Annotated in this window: 1 protein-coding gene; it reads left to right on the top strand. The window is 70.2% G+C overall.

All coding sequences use genetic code 11. The features are described from left to right. Positions 1-1,259: TrbC family F-type conjugative pilus assembly protein (locus BMY22_RS23375; RefSeq protein ID WP_090625723.1), on the top strand; the 1,259-nt coding region annotated here is incomplete at its 5' end. Between the last annotated feature and the right edge of the window lie 97 nt (positions 1,260-1,356).

Raw genomic sequence — 1,356 nt, 5'->3', positions numbered from 1 at the left:
TGAGCGCCCTGGCGGCGGCGCTGGCGGGTCTGTCTCTGGGGGGTGTTGCTTTCGCCTCGGATAATCCCGCCCCGGCCAATCCGCTGGGCGCCAACGTCTACCAGTCGGCCGATCTTCCGGCCACGCTGCTGGAGCAGGCCAGGGACCTCTCCCTGCAGGGACGGGCGGGCGCCCAGGCCCTGACCGACCGGGGCGAGCTGGAGTGGGTGCAGGCGCTGTCGCGCAACACGGTGGTGCAGGCGGCGCAGGCCCGGCGCGAGGCGCTGGATCTGCCCGCGCGCGATACGGCCCCCGCCGAGCGGGCGCATCCGCTGGGCGAGGGCTTCCGGACGCTGGTCTTCGTCTCGTGGTCGCTGGGCGAGGCGGCGCTCGAGGACATCCTGCGCCGCTACGACGGCCAGCCCGGGGTCGGCGTGGTGTTTCGCGGTATCCCCGACGGCCTGCGCATGGTCGATGCCATGACCCGGATGCACCGGCTCACGCAGGCGACCGAGAGCCAGGTGCCGGTGCTGCTCGATCCGCTGGCGTTCCGGCGCCACGGTATCCAGCTGGTGCCCGCGGTGGTGATCGAGCGTCCCGACGAGTCGCTGGCGGCGAAGGTCGTGGGCATCGACTCGGTGACCTATGTCGAGGAGGCGATGCGAGAGGGCCGCGCCGGCGACCTCGGCACGCTGGGGACACCCCGCGACATCCTCGAGCCCGACCTGTTGGAAGTCGCCAAGGTGCGCATCGAGGGCCTGGATTTCGCGGTCATGAAGCAGCGCGCCCTCGACCGCTTCTGGCACGCCCACAGCGGCCATGCCCTGCCGACCGCCACCGTGAACGCCACCCGCCGGGTCGATCCCTCGGTGGTGATACCGCAGGACATTCTCGACGCCGAGGGCCGGGTCGTGGCCCAGGCCGGGAGAATAAATCCCCTGCATGTGCGGCCCTTCGATCAGAAGCTGGTGGTGATCGACCCGACCCAGCCCTGGCAGGTGGCTCTGGCCCAGCGCGAGCGGGCCGACCACGGCCGCGGCCTGACCGTCACCGTCATGGCCACGCAGATCCCGCCCGACGCCGGCTGGCCGCTGTTCGAGCGCACCCAGCAGGCCATCGACGCCCCGCTGTACCTGCTGCCGGGCGACCTGGCCCGTCGCTTCCAAATCCGGAAAACGCCCTCGGTCGTCACGGCCGAGGGGGAGGTTTTCGTGGTGCGCGAGTTTGCTCGCGAATCTGTCCAAGCCAAGGAGGAAAACCATGCTCAAGCGCACCCCTAAGTGGCACCCCTTTCAAGGTCTTTTACTTTTCGAGGCCTTGATGAGGCGGTCGGTGGAGACATGGGCGCGAGCCGTCGCGGCATCGACCCAGGCCTTG

It is taken from the genome of Azotobacter beijerinckii, assembly GCF_900110885.1.
GTDB lineage: Bacteria > Pseudomonadota > Gammaproteobacteria > Pseudomonadales > Pseudomonadaceae > Azotobacter > Azotobacter beijerinckii.
This window is presented reverse-complemented; position numbering and strand designations above follow the sequence as displayed.